The organism is Candidatus Skiveiella danica (assembly GCF_022705245.1).
In the GTDB taxonomy this organism is placed as follows: Bacteria; Pseudomonadota; Gammaproteobacteria; order Burkholderiales; family Burkholderiaceae_C; genus Skiveiella; species Skiveiella danica.
In genome coordinates this window covers 134,219-157,517 of sequence record NZ_JAKJEW010000001.1, presented here as the reverse complement: position 1 = coordinate 157,517, position 23,299 = coordinate 134,219, and the positions used below count along the sequence as shown (strand labels likewise).

Here is a 23,299-nt window from a genome sequence, read left to right as displayed (position 1 = left end):
ATCGCCGTGGCGACCATTCACCCCACCGCGCTGGTGGACCCCAAGGCCCAGATCGACCCATCGGTCACCATCGGCCCGTACTCCGTTGTCGGCCCGGACGTCTGCATCGGCCGGGGCACCCGGGTTGGCGCGCACTGCGTGATCGAGGGTCAGACCCGCATCGGGCAGGACAACCAGATCTTTCAGTTCAACTCGATCGGTGCGATTCCCCAGGACAAGAAGTACGCGGGCGAGCGCTCCGAGTTGCACATCGGCGATGGCAACACCATCCGCGAGTTTTGCACCATCAACCTGGGTGTCCAGGGGGCCGGAGGGGTCACACGCATCGGAAGCCACAACTGGATCATGGCCTACTGCCACATCGCGCACGACTGCCACGTGGATGACCACACCACACTGGCCAACAACACCACGCTGGGGGGCCATGTGCACCTCGGTGACTGGGTGACGGTCGGCGGGCTGACCGGCATCCATCAGTTCGTGAAGATCGGCGCCCATGCCATGGTGGGATTTGCCAGCGCGGTGTCGCAGGACGTGCCGCCCTTCATGCTGGTCGATGGCAATCCGCTGGCGGTGCGCGGCACCAACAGTGTCGGCCTGCGCAGGCGGGATTTTTCATCCGAGCGATTGAAGGCCGTCAAACAGATGCACCGGCTGCTGTACCGGGAGGGCAAGACTCTGGAGGACGCGCGCCGCGCCATCGCCGAGTTGTCCGTCGACCTGCCGCAGGCAGCAGGGGATGTCGAGCTGATGAACAATTTCCTGGCCGGTGCGGCGCGTGGCATTGCCCGCTGAGTCCGGGAGGCCGGTTTGAATCCTGCTCGGCCCGTCTTCGGCATGGTGGCGGGGGAGCCGTCAGGTGATCTGCTGGCCGGCCTGCTGCTGGACGGGCTGAAGGCGCGCTGGCCCGATCTCCAGGCTGTCGGCATCGGGGGGCCGCACATGCTGCAGCGGGGCTTTCAGGCCTGGTGGGCGCAAAGCCTGCTGGCCGTGCGTGGCTATGCGGAAGTCTTGCCGCACTTGTTCAAGCTGCTGTCCATCCGCCGGGCACTCCGCGCCCGGCTGATCGCTCATCCACCGGATGTGTTCATCGGCATCGACGCCCCGGATTTCAACTTCGGGCTTGAGGCCCGGTTGAAGACCGCAGGCATTCCGACGGTGCACTTTGTGAGCCCCTCATTCTGGGCCTGGCGGGCCGGCAAGCTGGCCAAGCTCAAGGCCAGCGCGGACCATGTGCTGTGCATCTTCCCTTTTGAGCCGCCGTTGCTGGCGCAGCACGGCATTGCGGCGACCTACGTCGGCCATCCGCTGGCAAGCGTGATCCCCCTGGAACCCGACCGCCTGGCCGCCCGCGCGGCGCTCGGTCTGCCGCCCGACGGGCCCATGGTGGCCTTGCTGCCAGGCAGCCGGGAATCCGAAATCCGTTATCTCGCCACGCGATTCCTCGCGGCCGCGGCCGTGATCTTGCAGCAACGGCCCGCCACGCGCTTTGTCCTGCCCGCCATGCCGGCCCTGCGCAGCGCCGTCGAGCAGGCGGCGCAAACCAGTGGCCTGGGCAACCGGCTGCTGATCGTCACCGGCCAGTCGCAGCGCGTGCTGGCGGCGTGCGACGTGACCCTGATCGCCAGCGGCACCGCCACGCTCGAGGCCGCCCTGTTCAAGCGGCCCATGGTGATTGCCTACAACATGAACTGGCTGTCCTGGCAACTCATGCGCCACCGCAACCTGCAGCCCTGGGTCGGGTTGCCGAACATCCTGTGTCGCGAGTTTGTCGTGCCTGAGTTGCTGCAGGATGCAGCGACCCCGCAGGCGCTGGCCGCAGCGGTGCTGGACTGGATGGATTCCCCTGAGAAAACCCTTGCCCTGCAGCAGCGTTTTGCCGCGCTGCACCAGGAACTGAGGCGCGATACGGCGCAATTGGCCACCGATGCGATCGAGAAAATACTCGCGCGCTGAACAGGTCCCGCTGGTCTGGGACGGCCCTGGCCTGGTGGCCGGGGTGGACGAGGCCGGCCGCGGGCCATTGGCCGGCCCGGTGGTTGCGGCCGCCGTCATCCTGGACGACCTGAACCCGGTGCGCGGACTGGCAGACTCCAAGAAGCTGTCGCCGCGTCGGCGCGAGGCGCTGTACGATGAAATCATGGCCAAGGCGCTCTGCTGCTCGATTGCCGAGGCCAGCGTGGCCGAGATCGACACACTCAACATCCTGCAAGCGACCCTGCTGGCCATGCAGCGCGCCGTTCAGGGGCTGCGCCTGAAGCCCGCCAAGGTGCTGGTCGACGGCAACCGCCTGCCGCGGCTGGACGTGCTGGCCGAGGCGATCGTCAAGGGTGACGACAAGGTCCCGGCGATCTCGGCGGCATCGATTCTGGCCAAGGTTCATCGCGACCGCTGGTGCGCGCGCTACGACGAGCAGTTTCCCCAGTACGGGTTTGCCGCCCACAAGGGCTACGGCACGGCGGCGCATCTGGCGGCCCTGCGCGAGCACGGTGCATGCCCGGAGCACCGCCGCTCGTTTTCGCCGGTCGCGGAGGTGCTGACATGAGCGCAGCACCGGTGCTGATCACCTCCCGCGACAACCCCTTCATCAAGTCGCTGCGACGTCTGGCCCAGGACAGCGTGGCCTACCGAAAGCAGGGTCAGGTCTGGCTGGAAGGCGATCACCTGTGCCGTGCGGCGCTGGAGCGGGGCCTCAAACCGGCTACTGCCGTATTTTCTGAGTCATTTTGGTCTCATCCCAGCGTAGATTGGTCATCAGTAGCTATTAAAAACATAGTGATTCCAGACCGCCTGTTTGCGGAGGTCAGCGGGCTGGAATCCCCGGCGCCGATGGGTTTCCTGATCGAGCTGCCACTGGGGCACACCGTGCAGCCCGATGTCCCCACGGTGGTGCTGGACCGGGTGCAGGATGCCGGCAATGTCGGCTCCATCCTGCGCAGTGCCGGGGCCTTCGGGTTTCGCCAGGTCGTGGCGCTGAAGGGGACGGCAGCGCTGTGGTCACCCAAGGTGCTGCGGGCAGGCATGGGCGCGCATTTCGGCCTGCACCTGATCGAAGGGGCGGATGCGGGGGCGCTCGATGCCCTCAACGTGCCCCTGGCCGTGACGAGTTCCCACCAGGGCGAATTCCTGCACGAGCGCGCCCCGCCATATCCGTGCGCATGGGTTCTGGGACACGAAGGGCAGGGCGTGTGTGCCGACGTGGCGGCAAGAGCGGCGTTTTCGGTGAGGATTGCGCAACCCGGGGGCGAAGAATCGCTCAATGTGGCCGCAGCGGCGGCCATCTGCCTGCACGCCAGCGCGGCCGCCTGGGCCAGCCGCCGCTAGGGCGACCGGAAGGCCTCAAGCGGCCTCGAACCCTGTCAGTTCAGGGTCAGTTCAGGGTTTCCCCCGTTATAATGAGAGGCTTTCCCGCATCAACCGTACGCTCAAGCCGCAGCCTTAGCCAGAATCCCACAAAAGCAGCCACCAGGAGTCATGCCCTGGGCGCGTTTGGGCGTACCCGCAACCATCCGGAGAACCCAGTGCTTTTGTCTCTTCAGGGAACCTTCCCGCCCGCCATCCTGGCGCTCGCAGACGGCACGGTCTTTATCGGCAATTCGATTGGAGCCACCGGCTCCACCGTCGGCGAAGTGGTGTTCAACACCGCCATGACCGGCTACCAGGAAATCCTCACCGACCCGAGCTACTGCCAGCAGATCGTGACGCTCACGTATCCGCACATCGGCAATTACGGCGTCAACCAGCAGGACATCGAAGCCGACAAGGTCCATGCCGCTGGCCTCATCATCAAGGACCTGCCGCTGCTGGCCAGCAACTTCCGCGCGACGCAGACCCTGTCGCAATACCTGGTGGCCGAACACACGGTCGCAATTGCCAACATCGACACCCGCAAGCTGACCCGTCTGCTGCGCACCCGGGGCGCCCAGAATGGAGCCATCGTGGGCCTGGCGGCTGGCGAGTTGGTGACCCAAGCCCTCATCGATCAGGCCATTGCGGCGGCCCAGGGCGCGCCCAGCATGGCCGGCCAGGACCTGGCCAAGGTGGTGTCCGTGGCCCAGCCCTACGAGTGGGCACAGACCGAATGGAGACTGGCGCAGCCCGATGGCCAACCGGGTTATGGCACCCAGACCGCACCGACCTTCCATGTCGTTGCCTACGACTTCGGTGTAAAGAAAAACATCCTGCGCATGCTGGCGCAGCGTGGCTGCAAGGTCACTGTGGTTCCCGCACAGACGCCGGCCGCCGAGGTGCTGAAATACCGGCCCGACGGCATCTTTCTGTCCAACGGCCCGGGCGATCCGGAGCCTTGCGACTACGCCATCGCCGCGGTCAGCGAACTGATCGACACCGGCATCCCGACCTTCGGGATTTGCCTGGGCCACCAGATCCTGGCTCTGGCCTCGGGCGCGAAGACCTTCAAGATGAAGTTCGGCCACCATGGGGCCAACCACCCCGTCAAGGACCTGGATTCCGGCCGGGTCTCGATCACGAGCCAGAACCACGGCTTCGCAGTGGACGAAAAAACCCTGGGCCCTAACCTGCGCGCCACCCACGTGAGCCTGTTCGACGGCACGCTGCAAGGCCTGGCCCGCACTGACAAGCCGGCGTTTTGCTTCCAGGGCCACCCCGAAGCCTCGCCCGGCCCGCACGATATCGCCTACCTGTTTGACCGTTTCACCGCGCTGATGCAAAACGCCACGGAGAAGAAGCATGCCTAAGCGCACCGACATCAAGAGCATCCTCATCATTGGCGCCGGTCCGATCATCATCGGCCAGGCCTGCGAATTCGACTACTCGGGCGTGCAGGCCTGCAAAGCCCTGCGCGAAGAGGGCTACAAGGTCATCCTGATCAACAGCAACCCGGCCACGATCATGACCGACCCGGCCACGGCCGACGTCACCTACATCGAGCCCATCACCTGGCAGACGGTCGAGAAGATCATCGCCCGCGAGCGGCCGGACGCGATCCTGCCCACGATGGGGGGGCAGACCGCGCTGAACTGCGCGCTGGATCTCTGGCACCACGGCGTGCTGGACAAGTACCAGGTCGAACTCATCGGCGCCACACCCGAGGCGATCGACAAGGCCGAAGACCGCCTGAAGTTCAAGGACGCGATGACCAAGATCGGCCTGGGTTCCGCGCGCTCGGGCATTGCCCACAGCATGGAAGAGGCCTGGGGCGTGCAGAAGGTCGTGGGCTTCCCCACCGTCATCCGGCCCAGCTTTACCTTGGGCGGAACCGGCGGCGGCATTGCCTACAACGCAGAGGAGTTCGAGACCATCTGCAAGCGCGGCCTCGAGGCATCGCCGACCAACGAGCTGCTGATCGAAGAATCGCTGCTTGGCTGGAAAGAATACGAGATGGAAGTCGTGCGCGACAAGGCGGACAACTGCATCATCATCTGCTCGATCGAGAACCTGGATCCCATGGGCGTGCACACCGGCGACTCCATCACCGTGGCACCGGCCCAGACGCTGACCGACAAGGAATACCAGATCATGCGCAACGCCTCGCTGGCGGTGCTGCGCGAGATCGGGGTCGATACCGGCGGCTCGAACGTGCAATTCTCGATCAACCCGAACGACGGCCGCATGGTCGTCATCGAGATGAACCCGCGGGTCTCGCGTTCCTCCGCGTTGGCCTCCAAGGCGACCGGCTTTCCGATCGCCAAGGTGGCCGCCAAGCTGGCGGTCGGCTACACGCTGGACGAATTGCGCAACGAGATCACCGGCGGTGCCACGCCGGCCTCGTTCGAGCCCAGCATCGACTACGTGGTCACCAAGATTCCGCGCTTCGCCTTTGAAAAGTTCCCGACCGCCGATTCGCGCCTGACCACCCAGATGAAATCGGTGGGCGAAGTGATGGCCATGGGTCGCACGTTTCAGGAGTCGTTCCAGAAAGCCTTGCGCGGCCTGGAAGTCGGCGTGGACGGCATGAACGAGAAGACGCAGGACCGGGAGATCCTGGAGAGGGAACTCGGCGAGCCCGGCCCCGACCGCATCTGGTACGTGGGGGACGCCTTTGCCGCCGGTTGGTCGCTCGACGAAGTCCACGACCTGACCAGAATCGACAAGTGGTTCCTGGTGCAGATCGAGGAAATCGTGAAGATCGAACTTGATCTGGACAAGCTTGCCGTTGAAAAGGGCGATGCGGCACTGGCTTCGCTTGATGCGCTCACCATGCGCGGGCTCAAGAAGAAGGGCTTCTCGGATCGCCGCCTGGCCAAGCTGCTCAAGACCACAGAGAAGGCCGTGCGCGATGTACGCCGCGCGCTGGGTGTGCGCCCGGTCTACAAGCGGGTCGACACCTGCGCGGCCGAATTTGCGACGAATACGGCCTATCTGTATTCGACCTACGAGGATGAGTGCGAGGCCGAGCCGACCACGCGCAAGAAGATCATGGTGCTCGGCGGTGGCCCGAACCGTATTGGCCAGGGTATCGAATTCGACTACTGCTGCGTCCATGCGGCGCTGGCCATGCGCGAGGATGGGTACGAGACCATCATGGTCAACTGCAACCCTGAAACCGTGTCGACGGACTATGACACCTCCGACCGACTGTATTTCGAGCCGGTGACGCTGGAGGATGTGCTGGAGATCGTGGACAAGGAAAAGCCTTTGGGTGTGATCGTGCAGTACGGTGGGCAGACGCCCTTGAAGCTCGCGCTGGACCTGGAGGCCAATGGCGTGCCCATCATCGGAACCAGCCCCGACATGATCGATGCGGCCGAAGACCGCGAACGCTTCCAGAAGCTCCTGCACACCCTCGGCTTGCGCCAACCCCCCAACGCCACGGCCCGCACCGAGCCCGAGGCGCTGGAGAAGGCTTTGGCCCTCGGCTATCCGCTGGTGGTGCGTCCGAGCTATGTGCTCGGTGGCCGCGCCATGGAGATCGTGCACGAGCAGCGCGACCTGGAGCGCTACATGCGCGAGGCGGTCAAGGTCAGCCACGACTCGCCGGTTTTGTTGGATCGTTTCCTGAACGATGCCATCGAATGCGACGTGGACTGCCTGCGCGATCCGCTAGGCAAGGTGTTCATTGGCGGCGTCATGGAACACATTGAGCAGGCGGGCGTTCACAGCGGCGATTCGGCCTGTTCGCTGCCGCCGTACAGCCTGTCGGATGCCACGGTCTCCGAACTCAAGCGCCAGTCTGCTGCGATGGCCGGCGCCTTGAACGTGATGGGGCTCATGAACGTCCAGTTCGCGATCCAGAACGTGGACGGACAGGACGTCATCTACGTGTTGGAAGTGAACCCGCGTGCCTCGCGCACCGTGCCCTATGTCTCCAAGGCAACGGGTATCCAGCTGGCGAAGGTGGCCGCGCGCTGCATGGCCGGCCGAAGCCTGGCTGAACAAGGCATCGACAAGGAAGTGACGCCACCGTATTTCAGCGTCAAGGAAGCGGTGTTCCCGTTCGTCAAGTTCCCGGGGGTGGACACCATTCTGGGACCTGAGATGAAGTCCACCGGCGAGGTCATGGGGGTGGGCAAGACCTTCGGAGAAGCATTCGTCAAGAGCCAGTTGGGCGCGGGGACGCGTCTGCCGCGGCCCTTCAAGACCGACGGATCGGCCTCCGGCAAAGTTTTCCTGACCGTCAAGAACGGCGACAAGCCTCGTGCGGTTGAAGTGGCTCGGCAGCTCAGTGAATTGGGCTTCGTGCTGGTTGCGACGCGGGGAACGGCGGCGGCCATTGCGGCGGCCGGCGTGCCGGTGGGCACCGTCAACAAGGTCACTGAAGGTCGACCGCATATCGTCGACATGATCAAGAACAACGAAATCGCGCTGGTCATCAACACAGTCGAGGAGCGTCGCAATGCGATCACCGACTCCCGCCAGATCCGAACCTCGTCGCTGCTGGCGCGTGTCACCACGTTCACGACCATCGCCGGTGCGGAGGCGGCCGTTGAGGGCATGAAATACATGGATCAGCTTGAGGTGATCTCGGTTCAGGACATGCACGCCCAACTGGCGACCTGACGGCTCGGTTCACGGCATAATCAATTTATCTTGACACCGCCGGACGGCAACGCTCGGCGGTTTCCTTTTGGAGACTCTCAAAGTGGCCACCATACCCATCACCAAGCGCGGCGCCGAAAAGCTGAAGGCCGAACTGCATCGGCTCAAGACGGTCGACCGACCCTGGGTCATCAATGCGATTGCCGAGGCCCGTGCGCAGGGCGATCTGAGCGAGAACGCCGAATACGACGCGGCCAAGGACCGTCAAGGCTTCATCGAAGGGCGCATCCAGGAGATCGAGGGCAAGCTGTCAGCGGCCCAGATCATCGATCCGGCGGCGCTGGACGCCGGTGGGCGGGTGGTCTTCGGCGCCACGGTCAAGTTGGAAGACGAGGACACAGGTGCTGCAGTGACCTACCAGATCGTCGGCGAGGACGAGGCCGACCTCAAGCACGGGCTGATCAACATTTCCAGTCCGATCGCGCGTGCGCTGATCGGCAAGGAGGAGGGCGATACGGCCGAGGTACAGGCGCCAGGTGGCGTGCGGCGGTATGAAGTCGTCGCCGTGACTTACGTCTGAGCCGGGGCGGACCGGGTGAAGGATCGACTGGCCGTGATGGCGCTGGCGCTGTGGTGGGGCAGCCTGAGCGCGATTGCAGGCTTCGTGGTGCCGATGCTGTTTGCCCATCTGCCCACGCCCGCCATGGCGGGAAATCTGGCCGGCCGTCTGTTTGGCGCCCAGACCTGGGTTTCGCTGGCCTGTGGCGGTCTCGTCTTGCTGGTTATGCGGTCGAATGCGGACAATCCCAGCGTCAGATGGTCGTTTTCTGCTATCGGTCTGGTAGCGATTTCGATGCTGGCGGCTTTGCTGGTCGAGTTTGGTGTTGCACCGCGCATTCTGGCCCGCGAGGATCTGAAGCTGTGGCACACGGTGGGCAGCGCCCTGTACGCGCTGCAGTGGCTGTGTACCGGACTTCTGCTCTGGCGCGCCGCGCGGCAGCCGCAGGCCTGAGCGCGGGGGCTATTCCCGCCAGTGCTCGGCCACCCAGTCGGCAGGCTTGATGAACCGAAACCGGCGGTTGCGGCGCCCGGCCAGCGCATCGGGCGGATTGCATTCGCCGTGAAAGATCACGATGCGGGCCCCGGCCGGCACAAACGGGGGCTTCCAGTAGTTGGTCGGCCAGCGCGGGATGCCGTGGTACTTGAAGCTGGGGCACCAGGCCGCAGGCCAATAGGCCAGAAGGCCCTTGCGTTGCATGAAGTCTGAGAGGTAGGCCTGCTCGTTGCGGAAGGCGGTGCGCACCTGGTCGAAATGGGTGCGGAAATACGCCAGCACATCGGGGTGTGCGCCCAGTTCGAATCGGTAGACTGAGGAATTGCCGGTGATGCGCCAGGGGCGCTTGTAGTCGTGAATGACGAGGAAGTCGCCGGGAAGATCGAAGAATTCGTCCAGCGGACCGACGATCACGACGTCGACGTCCAGGAAGAGGGCGGTTCCCTTCAGGCCGTAAAGATCCTGGGAAAACGTCACCAGCTTGGTCCAGCCGCGCTCAGGGATGCCAGGCGGCAGGTCCAGCGCCGGAATGGGAAAGCATTGCACCTCTTTGCGGATACCCGTCGGGTCGTCGGTGAGGCACACCATGCGGAAATCACCGGTCAGGTGCCGGCGCACCATCGCGTACAGGCGGTTGACGTATTCGGGGCCGTACTTGGTGCCCCATTTCATGCAGATGACGTTGCGCAGCGGCGCGTCGGTGTCCCTCATGCGCAATGCGTCAGTCGTGACGGGCTTTCTTGATGGACTTCATCTTCGGCTTGGCCCGCTTGATTTGGCCGCCCGAGGTCAGTCGCTGGTTGCCCAGCACGCGAAGGGTCTTCACCTCGGGACGTTGGCCGCCGCGTTTGCTGAATTTCAAGACCTTGAAGTCGCGAGGACCGGGCATGCGGTCTTCGTCGACCGTCTTTTCCTTTTCGGGAATCGGCCGCCACAGCACCAGCAGCTTGCCGATGTGCTGAATGGGCGCGGCGTTCAACTCGTTGGCCAAGGTCTGGTAGATCAGTTCCCGGGCAGCGCGGTCGTCGCCGAGCACCCGGATCTTGATCAGCCCATGGGCGCTGAGCGCGGCATTCGCCTCCTTGAGCACGGCGGGCGTCAGTCCGTCGCCACCGATCATGACGACCGGATCCAGGTGGTGGGCCAGCGCGCGGTGGACCTTGCGCTCGGCAGGGGTAAGTTGTATTTGAGCCATGGCCGTATTATCAAGGGCAACATGAAAACCAGGACCCCGGGCAAAAAAGTCAACAAGGCGTGGTTGCACGACCATATCAACGACCCCTATGTGAAGCAGGCGCAGCGGGACGGATTTCGCGCGCGCGCGGCCTACAAGCTGAAGGAGATCGACGAGTCGTTCGGCCTGATCAAACCCGGACAGGTTGTCGTGGACCTGGGTTCGTCACCGGGTGCCTGGAGCCAGTATGTGCGCCGCCGGCTGTCGCCCAAGTCCGCGACGGGCGGGGGGGCAGCCACAGGGGAACTCAATGGCGTCATCATCGCCATGGACATCCTGCCGATGGAGCCCATCGAGGGCGTTTGTTTTCTGCAGGGCGACTTTCGGGAGGCCTCTACCCTGAAAGGGCTGGAAGCCGCTCTGGCGGGGCGCCAGGCCGATGTGGTGGTCTCCGACATGGCGCCGAACCTGTCGGGCATCGGGTCGGCGGATGCGGCGCGCGTGGTTCATCTTGTGGAACTGGCGATCGAGTTCGCCCTGGCCCACCTCAAGCCCGAAGGTGCGCTCGTGGTGAAGTTGTTTCACGGCGGCGGCTATGACGAACTGGTGCGCTTGTTCCGTGAGACGTTTCGAGTGGTCAAACCGTTCAAGCCGAAGGCCTCGCGCGATCGGTCCTCCGAGACCTTTCTGGTGGGTCAAGGTTTGAAGCGCGCTGGCCAGAACTGACCCAGGTCAAGGGCTGGGCAAGCCCTGGCGCCAATCCCCTGTGGCGCCTGTGGCCGCAATCGGGAAAAACAACGGTTGCTTTGCTTGAAACGCCTAAAATGGCCTTTACTTACTGCTACCGCGTGAAGAATTTGTGACTGGAGCCTCGCTTGAATAATCAGTGGTTCTCGAAAATTGCCATCTGGCTCGTGATTGCCATGGTGTTGTTTACTGTTTTCAAGCAGTTTGACACCCGTGGCGGGGCCGGTGCGACCTACATGGGCTATTCGGATTTCCTGGAGGAGGTTCGCGCCAGCCGGGTCAAGTCGGCCACGATCCAGGAAGGGCAGGGCGGCACCGAGATTGTGGCGACCATGACGGATGACCGGCGGGTTCGCACCACGGCGACCTTTCTGGACCGGGGCCTGGTCGGCGATCTGATCAACAACGGCGTGAAATTTGACGTCAAACCACGCGAAGAGGGCTCGCTGCTCATGACCCTGCTGGTCAGTTGGGGGCCGATGTTGCTGCTGATCGGGGTATGGGTCTATTTCATGCGCCAAATGCAGGGCGGCGGCAAGGGTGGCGCCTTCAGCTTCGGCAAGAGCAAGGCCCGGATGCTGGACGAAAGCACCAACCAGGTCACGTTTGCCGACGTCGCGGGCTGTGACGAGGCCAAGGAAGAGGTCAAGGAAGTCGTGGACTTCCTGAAGGATCCGCAAAAGTTCCAGAAGCTTGGCGGACGCATTCCGCGCGGCTTGCTGCTGGTCGGCCCCCCCGGGACCGGCAAAACGCTGCTGGCCAAGGGCATCGCCGGTGAGGCCAAGGTCCCGTTCTTCAGCATTTCGGGTTCGGACTTCGTGGAGATGTTCGTCGGTGTGGGCGCAGCGCGTGTGCGCGACATGTTCGAGAACGCCAAGAAGAATGCCCCTTGCATCATCTTCATCGACGAAATCGATGCGGTGGGTCGCCAGCGTGGGGCCGGGCTGGGCGGTGGCAACGACGAACGCGAACAGACGCTGAACCAAATGCTGGTGGAGATGGACGGCTTCGAGACGAACGTCGGCGTGATCGTGGTGGCCGCCACCAACCGGCCGGACATCCTGGATGCGGCGCTGTTGCGGCCCGGCCGCTTTGACCGTCAGGTCTACGTGACCCTGCCGGACATCCGCGGCCGCGAACAGATTCTGAGCGTGCACATGCGCAAAGTGCCGATCGGGCAGGACGTGAACCCCGGCGTGATCGCCCGCGGCACGCCTGGCATGAGCGGCGCGGATCTGGCCAATCTGTGCAACGAAGCGGCGCTGATGGCCGCTCGCCGCAATGCCCGTGTTGTCGAGATGCAGGACTTCGAGAAGGCCAAGGACAAGATCCTCATGGGCCCGGAGCGCAAGAGCATGGTGATGCCCGAGGAAGAGCGCCGCAACACCGCATACCACGAATCGGGCCACGCGCTGATCGGCAAACTGCTGCCCAAGTGCGACCCGGTGCACAAAGTCACCATCATTCCCCGCGGCCGCGCACTCGGTGTGACCATGAGCCTGCCCGCGCAAGACCGCTACAGCTACGACAAGGACTACATGCTGAACCAGATCAGCATGCTGTTCGGGGGCCGTATCGCCGAAGAGGTCTTCATGCACCAGATGACGACCGGCGCGAGCAACGACTTCGAGCGCGCCACCCACATCGCCCGCGACATGGTCATGCGCTACGGCATGACCGCAGCGCTCGGACCCATGGTCTACGCGGAGAATGAAGGCGAGGTGTTTCTGGGCCGTTCGGTGACCAAGACCACCAATATGAGCGAAGAAACGATGCAGAAGGTGGATGCCGAAGTGCGCCGCATCATCGACGAGCAATACGCGCTGGCCCGCCGCCTGATCGAAGAGCACAGCGACAAGATGCACGCCATGGCCAAAGCCCTGCTGGAGTGGGAAACCATCGATTCCGAGCAACTCGACGACATCATGGCAGGGCGCGAGCCGCGTCCGCCGAAGGACTGGACACCCCGCACGCCGCCGGCAGGTGGGGGCGGCAGCGGTGGCAGCCCGGCGGTCAAGACCGACCCGGCACCGACGGCAGCCTGAGCCGGCCATTCCTTCCGCCCGCACGGGCACAATCACGGGGCCTCGCGCCCCGTTCTTGTTTCTTTCATGTTCTGGCAAACCACCCGCTACTCCATTGATCTGACGCGCCCACGGGTGATGGGCATCGTCAATGTCACGCCGGACTCGTTTTCCGACGGCGGGCGGCTCGCCGATCTGTCGGCGGCCCTGAACCACTGCGAGCGCTTGCTGCGCGACGGTGCTCACATTCTCGACATCGGAGGTGAATCAACCCGGCCCGGCGCGCCTCCGGTGCCGCTGGAGGAGGAACTTGCTCGGGTCGTGCCGCTGGTTCGCGAGGCGGTCAAGTTCGGCGTGCCGATTTCGGTGGATACCTTCAAGCCGGCCGTCATGCAAGCCGTGCTGGATTTGGGCGCCGATATCATCAACGACATCCGGGCGCTGGGACAGCCGGGCGCCGTAGAGGTCGTTTCCCGCCATCCGTCGTGTGGCATCTGCCTGATGCACATGCACCGGGACCCATTGACCATGCAGGTGCTTCCCATGCAAGGGGATGTGGTGCCGCCTGTGCGGGCCTTCCTGTCACAGGCTGCGGCGCGCGCCGTGTCGGCGGGGGTTGCTCGTGGGCGCATCGTGCTGGATCCGGGGATCGGTTTTGGCAAGACGGTGGAACAGAACTTCAGCCTGCTGGCTCGGCAGGCCGAGTTGCTGGCCGAGGGGTTTCCGTTGCTGGTCGGCTGGTCGCGCAAGTCTTCGCTGGGCGCGGTGACTGCCACGCAGGGCCTTGCGCCCGAGGCAGCTTCGCGGCTGGCCGCAAGTGTGGCTGCGGCCGTTCTGACGGCGGACCGGGGCGCCGCCATCGTGCGGGTGCATGATGTGCTGGAGACGGTGCAGGCGCTGGCCGTCTGGGGCGCGATGCGCGAACAGGCGACGCCGGATAGTCACGTATTGATAGCAAAGAAAGACCAGGAGACGCTGGGATGAAACGAAGATACTTTGGAACCGATGGAATTCGGGGCACCGTGGGCCAGCCGCCGATCACGCCCGACTTCGTACTGCGCCTGGCCCACGCCGTGGGCCGCGTGCTGAAGCGCTCGGACGAGCACCCGACGGTGCTGATCGGCAAGGACACCCGCATTTCGGGCTACATGCTGGAGTCTGCGCTGGAGTCCGGCTTCAACTCGGCCGGCGTCGATGTGGTGCTGCTAGGGCCGGTGCCGACGCCCGCCGTGGCCTATCTCACCCGTGCCTTGCGGGCCAGCCTGGGCGTGGTGATCAGCGCAAGCCACAACGCCTTTCCTGACAACGGCATCAAGTTTTTCAGCGCCCAGGGCGCCAAGTTGCCGGACGACTGGGAGCGGGCGGTCGAAGCGGCGCTTGAAGAGGCCCCGGTCTGGGTGGACTCTGCCCACCTGGGCAAGGCGCGCCGCCTGGACGATGCGGCCGGGCGCTACATTGAGTTTTGCAAGAGTACTTTCGCCAGCGACCTCACGCTAAAAGGCCTGAAAATTGTCGTGGACGCGGCACATGGAGCCGCTTACCAGATTGCGCCCAAGGTGTTTCATGAGCTGGGCGCGGAGGTGATTGCCATCGGATGCGCACCCGATGGACTGAACATCAACCACGAGGTGGGTGCCACCCACCCGCAGGCGCTGGTCGAGACGGTGCGGGCGCAGCAGGCCGACTACGGCGTGGCGCTGGACGGCGATGCCGACCGCCTGCAATTGGTCGATTCGAGCGGTCGCCTGTTCAACGGGGATGAGCTGCTCTATCTGATGGTGGCAGACCGCATCGCCCGCGACGAGGATGTTCCGGGTTGTGTTGGCACGTTGATGACCAACAAGGCCGTGGAGGTGGCGCTGAAGGAACGGGGTGTCCATTTCGTGCGCGCCAAGGTCGGTGACCGCTACGTACTCGAGGAATTGAGTCACCGGGGCTGGATCCTGGGCGGGGAGAGTTCAGGCCACCTGCTGGCGCTGGACAAGCACACCACCGGGGACGGACTCATCAGCGCGCTGCAGGTCCTTCAGGCCTGCGTGGGCAGCGGAAAGACACTGGCCGAGCTGCTGGCCGGGGTGAATCTGTATCCGCAGACCTTGCTCAACGTACGCCTGCAACCGGGCACCGACTGGACGGCCAACCGCCGCCTGGCCGGCGAGATCCAGGCTGTGGAGACCGAACTGGGCGATGGGGGCCGGGTGCTCATCCGCGCCAGCGGCACCGAACCCCTGCTGCGGGTGATGGTCGAGGCCGTTGATCCCGCCGTGTCGAGCGCCTGTGCCGAACGTCTGGTCGAGGCGGTGCAGGCCGGCTGAGGCCGGTCAAACGAAGTACCGTTGTGTCACCCCTTGCCTGGCGCTTGCCATGTCGTTTCTGCGCGCATCGTTCGCGCAACGCAGGAGCGTCCCCCAGCCTGTGACGGAACGGGAGTTTCGCCGCCTCCCTGCCAATCTGGCCTTCAGCGACAGCCTGCATGGGCTGGCCCGGGCTGCGAGGCCATCAACCCCTTAACACCTGCAGCAACCAGACCTTCCTGCTCACGCACTGAGCGGCGCACCTCCGCCGGCGCGCTCAGGCGCTGCCTGGGCGGGCGCGCAAACCCAGCAGAAGGCCCAGCGAAACCAGCCCCAGTCCGGCGGTGATCCACAGCGCCCCGGCGCCCCATCGTTCCAATGCCAGGCCGAACAGAGGCGGTGCAAGGGCCTGCGCGAAGCGCGCCGGCGTCATGATCAGGCCCAGGCGGGCGCCGTAGCCGTGGGGTCCGAACAAGGCCAGTGGCAAGGTGCCCTTGGCAATCGTCAGGATGCCATTGCCGGCGCCATGCAGCATCACGAACATCGGCGCGAGGGCGCCCAGCAACGGGGCGCCGGCCAGCAGCAATGCCAGTGCCGCGACGGGATGGGCTGCGGCCGCCACGCGGGCCGAGTGCAGCGGGTGAACGTGTCTGAGCAGGCCGTACTCGGCCAGCCGGCCGGCGACCTGGGCTGGCCCCACCAGCGCCGCGATGCTGATTGCGGCACCCAGGCCCAGTCCGGCAAGTTGCAGCAGGTGGGGCAAATGGGTGGCCATGGCGGTGCTGATGAACCAGGCGATGGCAAAGACCGCGGCCAAGGCCAAGGCCGAACCGGTGCCCGCTCTGGCTGGCTCGCTGTGCTGTGGCGGGCCGCCAGCGGCCACGCTGGCGCTCGGTTGGGTTGCAGGACTGGCCGGATGGGTGTGCCGGGGCAATGCGGCGTTCAGCGGCAATCCCAGTAGCAGATGGGCTGCGGCCCAACCCGCACAGGCACCGCGCCAACCCCATCGGGCTTCCATCCAGGCTGACAGGGGCCAGCCAACGGTGCTGGCAAATCCGGCGACCAGCGTGATGCCCGTGATGGCGCCCCGGGAATTGCTGCCGTAGATGCGCACCAGGGCCGAAAAGGCGGCCTCGTACAGGCCACTGCCCATGGCCAGCCCCATGACAGCCCAGGCCGCAAAGAGGCTCCAAGGTCCCTGTGCGAGCGCCAGGGCACCCAGCCCCGTGGCAAAGACCAGGCTGGTCAGCGGCAAGACCACGTGTCCGCCGTGGCGGTCGATGGCCCGCCCGGTCAGAGGGCCCAATGGCGCGGACACCAGCATGGCCAGTGAAAATGCGGCGAACACCACGGGTGCGCTCACGCCGAGATCGCGTGCCATCGAATCGGCCAGCACCGCCGGCAGATAGTAGGTGGAGGCAAAGGCCAGGGTCTGGGCGGTGCCCAGCATGGCCGCGGTTCGCCAGGTGCGTTCGCGCATCGTTACATTGTGCTTTACGCTTGCGAAATGAACCCCCTGACTGTCATTGCTGCGGACTACCACTATCCACCCCACGCGCGAGCGGTCGTTGACCTGCTGGACGCCTACGCACGCGACCCAGCCGGTGGGGGCCATCCCTTGTCCGAACATGCCCGGAGCAACCTGGTGCGCGAACTCGCCTTGCGCCCGCAGGCTTTCAGCGTTCTGGCGTTTGACGCCGAGCAGCCTGTCGGCCTGGTCAATTGCATCGAGGGCTTTTCCACCTTTGCCTGCCGTCCGCTGGTCAATGTGCACGACGTCGTGGTCCTTGCCAGCCATCGGGGCCACCGGGTGGGTGAGCGCATGCTGGCTGAAGTGGAGCGGATGGCGCGGGATCGCGGTGCTTGCAAGCTCACGCTGGAGGTGCTCTCGGGCAACGCGCCGGCCTGGCGCCTGTACCAACGCATTGGCTTTGCCGGCTACCAGCTCGATCCGGCGCTCGGTTCGGCCCGGTTCCTGCAGAAATGCCTGGACTGACGGCCTGAACAGCCAAGAATTCAGTGAAATTGGGCGCTTCCCAGCACCCGAAGGTCAGTTGATGCTATTACTAGTGTAGCAACTGACCCGCCGGCCTGAGCGGTGGCGCCGGGTGCGACGCCCGTGCGGTCATGGCGCCCTGGTTGTACGGGCATGGGCCCGGCATCATGGGGTCTCTCGCGGAGCTTGTCAGTTGCGTGCAGGGTTTCGATGGCAAAATCGCAAGGCTTTCCAGGGCCCTTCCTAAGCCACAGTCGCATCCGCAGATCGGTTCAGCCGTGTCGCGGGAGGTATTTCAACCAGCTAATGTTCCCTGCAGGGGAATTGAGGTCAGCGAAACATGAGTGAGACAAAGTCCGTCTACGCCGCCTATTCAGGCAACACCTATCTCTTCGGGGGCAATGCGCCTTACGTCGAAGAGATGTACGAAAACTACCTCGCCAATCCCGGCAGTGTGCCTGACACGTGGCGCAGTTATTTTGATGCGCTCCAGCATGTTCCGGCCAGCGACGGCAGTGACGCCAAGGATGTTCCGCACCTGCCCGTGATCAATGCGTTCGCCGAGCGCGCCAAGCAGGGCGGCACCAAGGTGGTGCAAGCCAGCGCCGACGTCGAAATGGGTCGCAAGCGCACGGCTGTGCAACAGTTGATCGCCGCTTACCGCAATGTCGGACAGCGCTGGGCCGATCTGGATCCCCTGCAACGCACCGAGCGCCCCGTCATTCATGAACTGGAGCCGTCGTTCTACGGGTTCAGCGACGCGGACCAGGAAGCCGTTTTCGACACCAGCAACACCTTCTTCGGCAAGGACCGCATGTCCCTGCGCGAACTGCTCAATGCCCTGCGCGAGACCTATTGCGGAACCGTCGGCCCGGAATACATGTACATCACCAACCAGGCCGAAAAGCGCTGGTGGCAGCAGAAGCTGGAGAGCATTCGCAGCAAGCCCAGCTTCAACACCGACAAGAAGAAGCACATTCTCGATCGCCTGACCGCCGCTGAAGGTCTGGAGCGCTTCCTGCACACGAAGTTTGTCGGCCAGAAGCGTTTCTCGCTGGAAGGCGGCGAGAGCTTCATTGCCGCGATGGATGAGCTGATCCAGCAGGCTGGCGCCAAAGGCGTGCAGGAAATCGTGATCGGCATGGCCCATCGGGGTCGCCTGAACGTGCTCGTGAACACGCTGGGCAAGATGCCTGGCGACCTTTTCGCCGAGTTCGACCACACCGCACCCGAAGACCTGCCGGCCGGCGACGTGAAGTATCACCAGGGGTTCAGTTCCGACGTGACCACCCCGGGCGGTCCGGTTCACCTGTCGCTGGCGTTCAACCCCTCGCACCTTGAAATCGTCAACCCCGTGGTGGAGGGCTCGGTGCGTGCGCGCATGGACCGCCGCGGCGACCGCCGTGGCGACCAGGTGCTGCCGGTGCTGGTGCACGGCGATGCCGCCTTTGCAGGGCAAGGCGTCAACCAGGAAACCCTGGCATTGGCTCAGACCCGTGGCTACACCACCGGTGGCACGGTGCACCTGATCATCAACAACCAGATCGGCTTCACCACCTCCGATCCGCGCGACCTTCGTTCCACCCTGTACTGCACGGACATCGTCAAGGGGGTCGAATCGCCGGTGCTGCATGTCAATGGCGACGATCCGGAGGCCGTCGTGCTGGCGACCCAACTGGCGCTTGAGTACCGGATGGAATTCCGCAAGGACGTGGTGGTGGACATCATCTGCTTCCGCAAGTTGGGACACAACGAACAGGACACCCCGAGCCTGACCCAGCCGCTGATGTACAAGAAGATCGCCCAGCACCCCGGCACTCGAAAGCTCTACGCCGACCGCCTGGCTTCGCAGGGGATGCCTGACACCTTGGGTGACGAAATGGCCAAGGCCTTCCGTGCGGCCATGGACGCTGGCAAGCACACGGTGGACCCGGTGCTGACCAACTTCAAGAGCAAATACGCGGTCGACTGGTCGCCCTTTCTCGGCAAGAAATGGACTGACGTGGGGGAAACCGCCATTCCGCTTGCCGAATGGAAGCGGCTGGCTGAAAAGATCACCACGATTCCTGAAAGCGTGACGCCGCATCAACTGGTGCGCAAGGTGTATGACGACCGCGCCGCCATGGGGCGAGGAGATCTTCCCGTGGACTGGGGCATGGGCGAGCACATGGCCTTCGCCTCGCTGGTGGCCAGCGGTTACCCGGTGCGCCTGTCCGGTGAGGACTGTGGACGCGGCACGTTCACCCACCGCCACGCGGTGATCCATGACCAGAAGCGCGAGAAGTGGGATGTTGGCACCTACGTGCCTTTGGAAAACGTCGCGGACAACCAGGCGCCTTTTGTTGTCATCGATTCGATCCTCTCCGAGGAGGCTGTGCTGGGCTTCGAGTACGGCTATGCCTCCAACGATCCGAATACGCTGGTGATCTGGGAAGCTCAGTTCGGCGATTTTGCCAATGGCGCCCAGGTGGTGATCGACCAGTTCATCGCGTCCGGTGAAGTCAAGTGGGGTCGTGTCAACGGCATCACGTTGATGCTGCCGCACGGCTATGAAGGGCAGGGCCCTGAGCACAGTTCGGCGCGCCTGGAGCGTTTCATGCAATTGTCGGCCGACGCCAACATGCAGGTGGTGCAACCCACCACGGCCAGCCAGATCTTCCATATCCTGCGCCGCCAGATGGTTCGCAACCTGCGCAAACCACTGATCATCATGACGCCCAAGTCGCTGTTGCGTGCCAAGGATGCGGCGTCACCGCTAAGCGAGTTCACCAAAGGCGGCTTCCAGACCGTCATCGGGGAAAGCAAGGCGCTCAAGGCGGACAAGGTCAAGCGCGTGATTGCCTGTTCGGGCAAGGTGTATTACGACCTGGTCAAGAAACGCGAAGAAAAAGGAGCCGACGAGGTCGCGATCCTGCGGGTGGAACAGCTGTATCCATTCCCGCACAAGGTGTTTGCCTCTGAATTGCGCAAGTTCCCCAACGCGACGGAGATCCTCTGGTGCCAGGACGAACCCCAGAACCAGGGGGCCTGGTTCTTCATCCAGCACAACATCCACGAGAACATGGTCGAGGGCCAAAAACTGGGCTATTCGGGGCGCGCCGCGTCGGCGTCGCCCGCAGTTGGCTATTCCCACCTGCACCAGGAGCAGCAGAAGGCGCTCGTCGAAGGCGCATTTGCCAAGCTCAAGGGCTTCATCCTCACCAAATAAGGCAGCTGGGACACAGCGCACTCACTCCATACCGAAAGAATTGAAATGGCAATCATCGAAGTCAAAGTACCGCAACTGTCCGAATCTGTGGCTGAAGCCACGATGCTGCAGTGGAAGAAGAAGCCGGGAGAGGCCGTCGCGGCCGACGAGATCCTGATCGAAATTGAGACCGACAAGGTCGTCCTTGAAGTGCCGGCGCCGTCTGCGGGCGTGTTGGCAGAAGTCCTGGTCGGCGATGGCGGAACGGTCGTCGCAGAGCAGCTCATTGCCCGCATTGACACCGATGGCAAGGCCAGTGCGGCCGCTCCTGCGGCGGCGTCTGCGGCCACTCCCGCGGCTCGCCCTGCCGCGGCCGCATCGCCATCCACCGGTGGATCCATGGCGGGCGTCGCCATGCCAGCTGCCGCCAAGCTCATGGCCGACAACAATCTGGCTCCAGGTTCGGTTGCGGGATCGGGCAAGGATGGTCGCGTCACCAAGGGCGATGTGCTGGGCGCTGTGTCGGCTCCCAAGCCGGCCCCGGCTGCAGCCGCTGTCATTCCGACCGGCGTGCCGACAAAGGTGTTGCCGCAAGTGGTCGCACCATCTGTGGATCTCGGCGATCGCCCGGAGCAGCGCGTGCCCATGACCCGTCTTAGGGCCCGGGTGGCCGAACGCCTTCTGCAATCGCAGTCGACCAATGCCATCCTGACCACGTTCAACGAAGTCAACATGGCGCCGGTCATGGAGATGCGCAAGAAGTTCCAGGATGCGTTCTCGAAGGAGCATGGTGTCAAGATCGGTTTCATGAGCTTCTTCGTGAAGGCGGCGGTTCATGCGTTGAAGAAGTTCCCGGTGCTCAACGCCTCAGTGGATGGCAATGACATCGTCTACCACGGCTACTTCGATATCGGCATTGCCGTGGGATCGCCGCGGGGTCTGGTGGTGCCGATCCTGCGCAACGCCGACCAGATGAGCTTTGCCGAGATCGAGAAGAAGATCGCGGAATTTGGCAAGAAAGCGTCCGAAGGAAAGCTGGGCATTGAAGAGATGACGGGCGGCACGTTCTCCATCTCCAACGGTGGAACCTTCGGTTCAATGATGTCGACGCCCATCATCAATCCGCCGCAGTCGGCCATTCTGGGCGTGCACGCCACCAAGGACCGTGCCGTGGTCGAAAATGGGCAGGTGGTGGTGCGTCCGATGAACTATCTTGCGATGTCGTATGACCACCGGATCATCGACGGTCGTGAGGCCGTGCTCGGTCTGGTCGCCATGAAGGAGGCGCTGGAAGACCCGGCGCGTCTGCTGTTCGACATTTGAATCTGATCAACCAAGCGGGACCGAAACGCGGCACATCCGGGCGCTGTCCCCCAACCGACTGAGAATCATGAGTAAACAATTTGACGTGATCGTCATTGGCGGCGGTCCTGGTGGATACATCGCCGCCATCCGCGCAGCGCAGCTGGGTTTCCAGGTGGCCTGTATCGATGAGTGGAAGAACAGAAAGGGGGGGGCCGCGCCCGGTGGCACCTGTACCAATGTGGGTTGCATTCCGTCGAAGGCTTTGCTGCAGTCTTCCGAGCACTTCGAGCACGCCAACCATCATTTCGCGGAGCACGGCATCAGTGCCACGAATGTAAAGATGGACGTTGCGAAGATGGTGGCCCGCAAGGATGCCGTCGTGAAGCAGAACAATGACGGCATCCTGTACCTGTTCAAGAAGAACAAAGTCGCCTTTTTCCACGGCCGCGGCTCGTTTGTGAAGGCGGTGGATGGCGGCTACGAAATCAAGGTCAGCGGCGCTGCCAATGAGATCCTGATGGCCGGGCAGGTCATCATCGCCACCGGATCGAACGCACGTGCTCTTCCTGGAGCCGACTTTGATGAAGAAAACATTCTGTCGAATGACGGCGCGTTGCGGCTGGGTACAGTTCCCAAGAAGCTGGGCCTGATTGGCTCCGGCGTCATTGGTCTTGAAATGGGATCCGTGTGGCGTCGGCTTGGCGCGGAAGTCACGGTGCTGGAGGCATTGCCGACCTTCCTGGGCGCAGTGGATGAGCAGATTGCCCGCGAAGCTAAGAAGGCCTTCGACAAACAGGGCCTGAAGATCGAACTGGGCGTCAAAGTCGGGGAGATCAAGTCCGGCAAGAAGGGCGTCAGTGTCGCGTGGACAAACAGCAAAGGTGAGGCTCAGACGCTCGATGTTGACAAGCTGATCGTTTCCATTGGTCGGGTGCCGAATACCATAGGGCTGAACGTGGAAGGGGTTGGGCTGCAGCTTGACGAGCGTGGCGCCATCGTGGTTGACGCTGACTGTCGCACCAACCTGCCGGGTGTTTGGGCGGTGGGCGATGTGGTGCGCGGCCCGATGCTCGCCCACAAGGCGGAAGAGGAAGGCGTGGCGGTTGCCGAGCGCATCGCGGGCCAGCACGGGCATGTCAACTTCAACACCATTCCTTGGGTGATCTATACCAGCCCGGAAATCGCCTGGGTCGGTCGCACCGAGCAGCAGCTCAAGGCCGACGGCGTGTCGTACAAAGCGGGCACCTTTCCATTCCTGGCCAATGGGCGTGCGCGTGCCCTGGGCGATACCACCGGCATGGTCAAGTTCCTGGCCGATGCCGCCACGGATGAGATCCTGGGTGTCCACATCGTTGGCCCGATGGCCAGCGAACTGATCTCCGAGGCTGTCGTCGCCATGGAGTTTCGCGCCAGCGCCGAAGATATTGCCCGCATCTGCCATGCGCATCCTTCGCTCAGCGAGGCCACCAAGGAGGCTGCGCTCGCCGTTGACAAACGGACGCTGAACTTCTGATTCTTGTTCAGCACGTCGGGCTGGCCTGACCGTAGGTCAGTCGGAC

At 63.8% G+C, this 23,299-nt stretch carries 19 protein-coding genes; 16 read left to right on the top strand and 3 right to left on the bottom strand.

All coding sequences use genetic code 11. The annotated features are described in order from the left end of the window. Nucleotides 1–6 precede the first annotated feature (6 nt). The 8 genes from lpxA to ACMUOY_RS00740 all read left to right on the top strand — a co-directional run bounded on the left by lpxA (nt 7) and on the right by ACMUOY_RS00740 (nt 8,971). Nucleotides 7–795, top strand: coding sequence for an acyl-ACP--UDP-N-acetylglucosamine O-acyltransferase (lpxA, locus tag ACMUOY_RS00775; protein WP_413890070.1), 789 nt, complete (start codon nt 7–9; stop codon nt 793–795). Nucleotides 796–837: 42 nt separating this feature from the next. Beyond that, complete coding sequence (gene lpxB, locus ACMUOY_RS00770) at nt 838–1,956, top strand: lipid-A-disaccharide synthase (protein WP_413890234.1); 1,119 nt, start codon at nt 838–840, stop codon at nt 1,954–1,956. Next, the gene (gene rnhB / locus ACMUOY_RS00765; protein ID WP_413890068.1) at nt 1,928–2,545 is read left to right on the top strand and encodes a ribonuclease HII; all 618 of its coding nucleotides are present in this window, start codon (nt 1,928–1,930) and stop codon (nt 2,543–2,545) included. The genes lpxB and rnhB overlap by 29 nt, the downstream gene beginning before the upstream one ends. Further along, the gene (locus tag ACMUOY_RS00760; RefSeq protein ID WP_413890066.1) at nt 2,542–3,324 is read left to right on the top strand and encodes a TrmH family RNA methyltransferase; all 783 of its coding nucleotides are present in this window, start codon (nt 2,542–2,544) and stop codon (nt 3,322–3,324) included. The genes rnhB and ACMUOY_RS00760 overlap by 4 nt, the downstream gene beginning before the upstream one ends. Nucleotides 3,325–3,521: 197 nt before the next feature. Beyond that, nucleotides 3,522–4,718, top strand: a complete 1,197-nt coding sequence (carA, locus tag ACMUOY_RS00755) for a carbamoyl-phosphate synthase small subunit (protein WP_413890064.1) — start codon at nt 3,522–3,524, stop codon at nt 4,716–4,718. Next, on the top strand, nt 4,711–7,980 hold the full coding sequence (gene carB / locus ACMUOY_RS00750; RefSeq protein WP_413890062.1) for a carbamoyl-phosphate synthase large subunit: 3,270 nt from the start codon (nt 4,711–4,713) through the stop codon (nt 7,978–7,980). Before carA ends, carB begins: the two co-directional genes overlap by 8 nt. An 82-nt stretch (nt 7,981–8,062) precedes the next feature. Further along, on the top strand, nt 8,063–8,539 hold the full coding sequence (gene greA, locus ACMUOY_RS00745) for a transcription elongation factor GreA (protein ID WP_413890060.1): 477 nt from the start codon (nt 8,063–8,065) through the stop codon (nt 8,537–8,539). 15 nt (nt 8,540–8,554) lie between these two features. Beyond that, nucleotides 8,555–8,971 (top strand): DUF4149 domain-containing protein, encoded by a 417-nt coding sequence (locus ACMUOY_RS00740; protein ID WP_413890058.1) that lies wholly within the window; start codon nt 8,555–8,557, stop codon nt 8,969–8,971. A gap of 9 nt (nt 8,972–8,980) precedes the next feature. Here the strand turns inward: ACMUOY_RS00740 and ACMUOY_RS00735 are convergent, their stop codons facing one another. Together ACMUOY_RS00735 and ACMUOY_RS00730 are read right to left on the bottom strand one after the other, a co-directional pair. Then, on the bottom strand, nt 8,981–9,724 hold the full coding sequence (locus ACMUOY_RS00735; RefSeq protein WP_413890056.1) for a glycosyltransferase: 744 nt from the start codon (nt 9,722–9,724) through the stop codon (nt 8,981–8,983). A 10-nt stretch (nt 9,725–9,734) separates the two neighbouring features. After that, complete coding sequence (locus ACMUOY_RS00730) at nt 9,735–10,208, bottom strand: YhbY family RNA-binding protein (protein ID WP_413890054.1); 474 nt, start codon at nt 10,206–10,208, stop codon at nt 9,735–9,737. Between the two features lie 21 nt (nt 10,209–10,229). Between ACMUOY_RS00730 and ACMUOY_RS00725 the strand changes: the two genes are divergently transcribed. The 4 genes from ACMUOY_RS00725 to glmM all read left to right on the top strand — a co-directional run bounded on the left by ACMUOY_RS00725 (nt 10,230) and on the right by glmM (nt 15,273). Beyond that, on the top strand, nt 10,230–10,913 hold the full coding sequence (locus ACMUOY_RS00725; RefSeq protein ID WP_413890052.1) for an RlmE family RNA methyltransferase: 684 nt from the start codon (nt 10,230–10,232) through the stop codon (nt 10,911–10,913). Nucleotides 10,914–11,062: 149 nt separating this feature from the next. Further along, on the top strand, nt 11,063–12,979 hold the full coding sequence (gene ftsH / locus ACMUOY_RS00720) for an ATP-dependent zinc metalloprotease FtsH (RefSeq protein ID WP_413890050.1): 1,917 nt from the start codon (nt 11,063–11,065) through the stop codon (nt 12,977–12,979). 66 nt (nt 12,980–13,045) lie between these two features. Further along, nucleotides 13,046–13,942, top strand: coding sequence for a dihydropteroate synthase (folP, locus tag ACMUOY_RS00715; RefSeq protein ID WP_413890048.1), 897 nt, complete (start codon nt 13,046–13,048; stop codon nt 13,940–13,942). Then, complete coding sequence (gene glmM / locus ACMUOY_RS00710) at nt 13,939–15,273, top strand: phosphoglucosamine mutase (RefSeq protein WP_413890046.1); 1,335 nt, start codon at nt 13,939–13,941, stop codon at nt 15,271–15,273. The genes folP and glmM overlap by 4 nt, the downstream gene beginning before the upstream one ends. A gap of 256 nt (nt 15,274–15,529) precedes the next feature. Here glmM and ACMUOY_RS00705 read toward each other — a convergent pair whose 3' ends face one another. Next, nucleotides 15,530–16,732 (bottom strand): MFS transporter, encoded by a 1,203-nt coding sequence (locus ACMUOY_RS00705; protein ID WP_413890044.1) that lies wholly within the window; start codon nt 16,730–16,732, stop codon nt 15,530–15,532. Nucleotides 16,733–16,759: 27 nt separating this feature from the next. Between ACMUOY_RS00705 and ACMUOY_RS00700 the strand changes: the two genes are divergently transcribed. The 4 genes from ACMUOY_RS00700 to lpdA all read left to right on the top strand — a co-directional run bounded on the left by ACMUOY_RS00700 (nt 16,760) and on the right by lpdA (nt 23,253). Next, nucleotides 16,760–17,248, top strand: a complete 489-nt coding sequence (locus ACMUOY_RS00700) for a GNAT family N-acetyltransferase (protein ID WP_413890042.1) — start codon at nt 16,760–16,762, stop codon at nt 17,246–17,248. Between the two features lie 340 nt (nt 17,249–17,588). Beyond that, a complete protein-coding gene (locus ACMUOY_RS00695) occupies nt 17,589–20,456 on the top strand; it encodes a 2-oxoglutarate dehydrogenase family protein (protein WP_413890040.1) in 2,868 nt (955 codons plus the stop codon). A 45-nt stretch (nt 20,457–20,501) separates the two neighbouring features. After that, on the top strand, nt 20,502–21,758 hold the full coding sequence (gene odhB, locus ACMUOY_RS00690; RefSeq protein ID WP_413890038.1) for a 2-oxoglutarate dehydrogenase complex dihydrolipoyllysine-residue succinyltransferase: 1,257 nt from the start codon (nt 20,502–20,504) through the stop codon (nt 21,756–21,758). 67 nt (nt 21,759–21,825) lie between these two features. Next, a complete protein-coding gene (lpdA, locus tag ACMUOY_RS00685; protein ID WP_413890036.1) occupies nt 21,826–23,253 on the top strand; it encodes a dihydrolipoyl dehydrogenase in 1,428 nt (475 codons plus the stop codon). Nucleotides 23,254–23,299: the final 46 nt, after the last annotated feature.

Bases quoted from the DNA above. Each gene is read 5' to 3' on its own strand.
- ACMUOY_RS00695 (WP_413890040.1), top strand. From the start codon at position 17,589: ATGAGTGAGACAAAGTCCGTCTACGCCGCCTATTCAGGCAACACCTAT.
- rnhB (WP_413890068.1), top strand. From the start codon at position 1,928: ATGCGATCGAGAAAATACTCGCGCGCTGAACAGGTCCCGCTGGTCTGG.
- ACMUOY_RS00700 (WP_413890042.1), top strand. From the start codon at position 16,760: ATGAACCCCCTGACTGTCATTGCTGCGGACTACCACTATCCACCCCAC.
- ACMUOY_RS00730 (WP_413890054.1), bottom strand. From the start codon at position 10,208: ATGGCTCAAATACAACTTACCCCTGCCGAGCGCAAGGTCCACCGCGCG.
- ACMUOY_RS00760 (WP_413890066.1), top strand. From the start codon at position 2,542: ATGAGCGCAGCACCGGTGCTGATCACCTCCCGCGACAACCCCTTCATC.
- ACMUOY_RS00705 (WP_413890044.1), bottom strand. From the start codon at position 16,732: ATGCGCGAACGCACCTGGCGAACCGCGGCCATGCTGGGCACCGCCCAG.
- ACMUOY_RS00725 (WP_413890052.1), top strand. From the start codon at position 10,230: ATGAAAACCAGGACCCCGGGCAAAAAAGTCAACAAGGCGTGGTTGCAC.
- odhB (WP_413890038.1), top strand. From the start codon at position 20,502: ATGGCAATCATCGAAGTCAAAGTACCGCAACTGTCCGAATCTGTGGCT.
- folP (WP_413890048.1), top strand. From the start codon at position 13,046: ATGTTCTGGCAAACCACCCGCTACTCCATTGATCTGACGCGCCCACGG.
- glmM (WP_413890046.1), top strand. From the start codon at position 13,939: ATGAAACGAAGATACTTTGGAACCGATGGAATTCGGGGCACCGTGGGC.
- lpdA (WP_413890036.1), top strand. From the start codon at position 21,826: ATGAGTAAACAATTTGACGTGATCGTCATTGGCGGCGGTCCTGGTGGA.
- ACMUOY_RS00735 (WP_413890056.1), bottom strand. From the start codon at position 9,724: ATGAGGGACACCGACGCGCCGCTGCGCAACGTCATCTGCATGAAATGG.
- carB (WP_413890062.1), top strand. From the start codon at position 4,711: ATGCCTAAGCGCACCGACATCAAGAGCATCCTCATCATTGGCGCCGGT.
- lpxB (WP_413890234.1), top strand. From the start codon at position 838: ATGGTGGCGGGGGAGCCGTCAGGTGATCTGCTGGCCGGCCTGCTGCTG.